Consider the following 4,909-nt stretch of genomic DNA (forward strand, 5'->3'; position numbering starts at 1 on the left):
GTTTGCGAGCTTGAAAAAAGCCACGATCGCCTTAGAATAAGTACAAGTATTGTAAAAGTTCTTTAGCACATTCTAAACTGGCGATCGCACCTGGCGATGGTAATAGTTCGCCCGTATTGAGAAAATGGTCGATTTCACCGACGAGAAACGGGTAGCCGAGGGTACCGCGCGAACACATCACCCCATCTGCTCCGGTTTGCTTCAGACAAGCGACAGCCGACTCTACCGAAAAAATATCGCCATTAGCAATAATGGGAATCGATAATACTTCTTTTACTCGCCGAATCCAGTCCCAATTAGCCGTACCATTGTAGCCTTGAGCGCGAGTACGAGCGTGAACTGTAAGCATTTGCGCGCCAGCATCCTGCATCCGCTGGGCAAAATCTAGAATATTAATTTCATCATCCGACCAACCGATTCGCGTTTTTACCGTCACTGGTATATTAACAGCATTAACGACCGCTTTGACGATCGCGACAGCCGTATCTGGATCTCGCAATAATGACGAACCGCCACCATTTTTGGTGATTTTATTAACCGGACACCCCATATTGATATCGATTGTCTGTGCGCCTTGCTCTACAGCAATCTGAGCCGCTTCTCCCAGAAAATCGGGGCGACAATCGAATAACTGGATACTAATCGGACGTTCGTTAGCATCGATTTCCATAATGCGCGGTATTTCCTTGAGATGTCTCAAGCTCGATGCCTGCACCATCTCGGTATACATCATCGAATTGGGGGCATATCGCCGCACCAAGCGACGAAAAACCAGGTCGGTAACTCCAGACAAGGGAGATTGAAAAACACGGCTGTGGAGCTGGAGAGAGCCGATTTTGAGGGGAGTGGTGAGGTTCAAGGGAGTGTGGGGACGAGGGGACTGGGGGACGGGGGGACGGGGAGACGGGGGGATGAGGAGACTAGGGGACTGTTTAACTCTATTCACTATCCACTATCCACTAATCACCAAAACCCTAAAAAGTCACCGCATCCTGTAGAATTCAACATAACGAAGGTAATTATCAATTATCTGTCTTGTCTCTCTGTCTTGTCGTTTTCTTATTCGGGGGGAACCCTAGACATAAAAACGCCGCTAAACCGTCGGGAAACCAGGGCGTGCGAGAGCCGCAATTATCAATTATCAATTCTTGAATGAAGCGTCGCCAATTTCTGCAATATAGTACTCTCACCGCCGCAGGTTTGACCTTTGCTGCTTGTACTAATCAAGGTAGCACTCACTTTACTCAGCCAGCAGCCAACTTTGGGAAGTTAGAAAAAACCGATCTCCAGATTGGGATTGTTTCTAGTTTGGACTGTCTACCGTTAGTAGTCGCTAAAGAGAAAGGGATGTTCAAAAAGTATGGCTTGAATGTCACACTGGTGAAACAACCGACGTGGGATAAAGGACAAGAGGAATTACACAGCGGTAAATTAGATGCCGTCCAAACTTTGTTTGCGATGCCGCTCTGGGAATATTTTAGTAGTAAAGAGAGCAAGTCGCAGGAGCAAGAGGAAAATACTTCTCGATCGAACCGCCGCAGACGGCAAAAAGAGCGCGAAGAAAGTAAAAGTAAAGCTAATGCGAATACAGTTGCCTTGATGGGTTTAAATATCAATGGTAATAGTATCAGCTTGAGTGAAACTGCCTGGAAAGCTGGATTGCGATCTCGCCAAGCTTATAATAGTCTGGGTGAGTTTCAAGAAGGTTATAATAAGTTTTTTCGCGAACTCAAAACACCCCCAGAATTTGCGATCGCCCATCCTGCTGCGATGGCAAATTATACGACCAGATATTGGCTGGGGACGATGGGTATCGATGCCGAACGCGATGTGAAAATTAAAGTTTTAGCACCCCAAGATATTACCGCAGGATTAGAAAGTGGCAAAGTAGTCGGCTATGCCACCGATGAATTTTTCAACCAACAAACACTTGCCGATAAAAAAGCCTTTACCGCCTCGCTCGATCGAGATATTTGGCAAGGACATCCCGAAAAAATTCTCGCCAGTCTCGATACTTGGCTCAAAGAAAATCCGATTACTGCGAAAGCATTAATGGCAGCAGTATTAGAAGCTTGTCAGTTCTGCGACAACCAAGAAAATGTTACCGCACTCGCACCAATTTTAGGTAAATCTGAATATACAAATCCTGGCACTAATAAAAATTGGCAAAAAATTCTTGCAGGTAGCTATAATTATGGCGGATTTGATGCTAAACCCCAAGTTCAAAAAGTTTCTGACTTTCAAATCTTTCACTTTCAATCGACCAAATATCTACAATCGCCAAACCATGCCAACTTTCTCTGGCACTCTCATGCCGTCTGGGTGCTGACTCAAATGGTACGCTGGAATCAACAAAAATTAACCGACTATCCCAAAAATGCAGATGGTATAATTAAACAGTTATATCCAGTTGAAGGTTATGCTGCTGTTGCTAAAGCATTTTGGTTAAATATGCCCAAAGGTCAATTAAAAATCGAACAGCCAGAAATGTTTGTCGATCGTATTGCTTTCGACCCTAACAAACCAATGGAATATTTAAATGGGTTTGAACTTCGGGCATAATTTAGGGAATAGGAAATAGTGAATAGCGAAAAGTGCGTTCTTGGGGTTCCCCCAAGTAAAGCACCTTTTCAAGACAGTGGTTGGCTTTAGCAGTAATTATTATATTCCTTACTTCTTACTCCCCGCTCCCATGCTAATTATAAATGGTAAATAAATAAGATGATTAAACTATATGGTGGCGCACGAAGTCGAGCTTCGATCGTGCGGTGGTATTTAGAAGAATTAGGGATTCCTTACGAATTTATTCTGCTAGATATGTCAGTAGGAGAACATCTTAAACCAGCGTTTTTGAAATTAAATCCTTTTGGTAAAGTCCCGACGATAGTTGATGGAGATTTAGCTCTATTTGAATCTGGTGCAATTTTGCTATATTTACATCAAAAATACAGCGGTGAGACACTATCTATAGAACAACAAGCGATCGTCGCTCAATGGACATTATTTGCTAACTCAACCCTCGCAACTGGAATTTTTGTCGAAGCAAGTCGAGCCAAAGAGTTGCCTAAATTAATGGCTCCATTGAATGAGATATTAAGCAAACATACCTATCTATTAGGCGATCGATTTAGCGTTGTCGATGTGACTGTAGGTGCGATTTTAATCTACATCCCCTTGATGCTCAGGTTAGATTTATCAGCATATCCAGCCGTAGTTAATTATATTCAAGCGATGTCCGATCGTCCTGCTTGTAAAATAGGAATGTCCTAACATTAGTCGATCGCCATCCACTGTCTTGAAAAGGTGCTTTACTTGGGGGAACCTCAAGAACGCACTTTTCGCTATCCACTATTCACTATTCACTATTCATGACCGATCGACCATTAATTATTGCAGGTAAAAGCTTTAACTCGCGGCTGATGACGGGTACCGGGAAATATCGCAGCATCGAGCAAATGCAACAGAGCATTATCGCCAGCGGTTGCGAAATTGTTACCGTCGCCGTACGACGAGTGCAAACCAAAGCCGCTGGACATGAAGGCTTGGCAGAAGCGATCGATTGGTCTAAAATCTGGATGTTGCCCAATACTGCTGGCTGTCAAACTGCCGAAGATGCCGTGCGGGTGGCGCGATTGGGTCGAGAAATGGCAAAATTATTAGGACAAGAAGATAATAACTTTGTCAAATTAGAAGTTATTCCCGAAGGTAAATATTTGTTGCCAGATCCGATCGGTACCCTCCAGGCAGCCGAGCAGCTCGTCAAAGAAGGGTTTGCCGTACTTCCCTATATTAACGCCGATCCAATACTAGCCAAGCGGCTAGAAGAAGCCGGATGCGTGACAGTTATGCCCTTGGGTTCGCCGATCGGATCGGGACAGGGGATTAGAAACCTTGCTAATATTCAGATTATTATCGAAAACGCCAAAGTCCCCGTCGTCGTCGATGCGGGCATCGGTACCCCCAGCGAAGCCGCTCAAGCGATGGAAATCGGCGCGGATGCCCTGTTAATTAATACCGCGATCGCCTGTGCGGAGAATGCCCCGATGATGGCTCAGGCAATGGGTTTAGCCGCCGTTGCCGGACGATTGAGCTACTTGGCTGGGCGAATTCCCGTTGCCAAAATTGCGATCGCCAGTTCGCCCCAAACCGGGACGATTAACTCGTAAGCAGCAATTGGCGACGATCGAAATTGAGGCTAGATCTGATGCTGGTTTTTAAAAATAAAACTCCCACAACCCGCATTCTGTCGTCACCGATCGTCAAGATTGAAGCGATAAAATAGCGTCATAGTTTTAAAATGAGCATTGCTGCGCCTAAGTCCCGATCCCAGCTATCGGTGCAGATTCCTGGGTAAAATAGATCTAACAGCGATCGCGATTGAGTTTAGTGTCGCTGCTGTGAGTATTAAATTTTGCCAGGGATAGCCATGTCTAACGCCGAACAGCCAGAGAAAATCCATCTACCTAAAACCAGCGAATCGGAAACCCTCAAAAAAATTAGACACACCACCTCCCATGTGATGGCGATGGCGGTACAGAAGCTGTTTCCCAAGGCTCTGGTAACGATCGGCCCGTGGATCGAAAATGGGTTCTACTACGATTTTGACAGCCCTGATGCCTTTACAGACAAGGATCTGAAGTCAATTCAACGAGAGATGATCAAAATCATCAATCAGAAATTACCTGTGATTCGCGAAGAAGTCACCAAGGCGGATGCTGATGCGAAGATTTCCGCGCTCAACGAACCTTACAAGTTAGAAATCCTCGCTGGATTGCAAGAACCAATTACCTTCTATCACTTGGGTGATAAGTGGTGGGATTTGTGCGCGGGGCCGCATGTCGAAAATACTGGCGATTTGCATCCCAAAGCTTTTAAACTGGAAGCTGTAGCGGGTGCATATTGGCGTGGG

At 45.2% G+C, this 4,909-nt stretch carries 3 protein-coding genes and 2 pseudogenes; 4 read left to right on the forward strand and 1 reads right to left on the reverse strand.

What is annotated here, in order from left to right:
• Positions 1-34: 34 nt before the first annotated feature.
• Positions 35-859: pseudogene (gene dusB, locus RMO79_RS21685) on the reverse strand (tRNA dihydrouridine synthase DusB); the annotation flags it as partial.
• A 293-nt stretch (positions 860-1,152) separates the two neighbouring features.
• Here dusB and RMO79_RS21690 point away from each other — a divergent pair.
• From RMO79_RS21690 to RMO79_RS21705, 4 genes and pseudogenes are all read left to right on the forward strand, one after another.
• Positions 1,153-2,562, forward strand: coding sequence for a CmpA/NrtA family ABC transporter substrate-binding protein (locus tag RMO79_RS21690; RefSeq protein WP_310485343.1), 1,410 nt, complete (start codon positions 1,153-1,155; stop codon positions 2,560-2,562).
• A 159-nt stretch (positions 2,563-2,721) separates the two neighbouring features.
• Positions 2,722-3,270 (forward strand): glutathione S-transferase family protein, encoded by a 549-nt coding sequence (locus tag RMO79_RS21695; protein ID WP_310485344.1) that lies wholly within the window; start codon positions 2,722-2,724, stop codon positions 3,268-3,270.
• A gap of 98 nt (positions 3,271-3,368) precedes the next feature.
• The gene (locus RMO79_RS21700; protein WP_295622263.1) at positions 3,369-4,166 is read left to right on the forward strand and encodes a thiazole synthase; all 798 of its coding nucleotides are present in this window, start codon (positions 3,369-3,371) and stop codon (positions 4,164-4,166) included.
• A 260-nt stretch (positions 4,167-4,426) separates the two neighbouring features.
• Positions 4,427-4,909 (forward strand): annotated as a pseudogene (locus RMO79_RS21705) (threonine--tRNA ligase); the annotation flags it as partial.

The sequence above is a fragment of the Chamaesiphon sp. VAR_48_metabat_403 genome (assembly GCF_031422475.1).
Taxonomy (GTDB): Bacteria; Cyanobacteriota; Cyanobacteriia; order Cyanobacteriales; family Chamaesiphonaceae; genus Chamaesiphon.

Coding starts and splice junctions, on each gene's coding strand:
- RMO79_RS21690 (WP_310485343.1), top strand. CDS start 1,153: ATGAAGCGTCGCCAATTTCTGCAATATAGTACTCTCACCGCCGCAGGT.
- RMO79_RS21695 (WP_310485344.1), top strand. CDS start 2,722: ATGATTAAACTATATGGTGGCGCACGAAGTCGAGCTTCGATCGTGCGG.
- RMO79_RS21700 (WP_295622263.1), top strand. CDS start 3,369: ATGACCGATCGACCATTAATTATTGCAGGTAAAAGCTTTAACTCGCGG.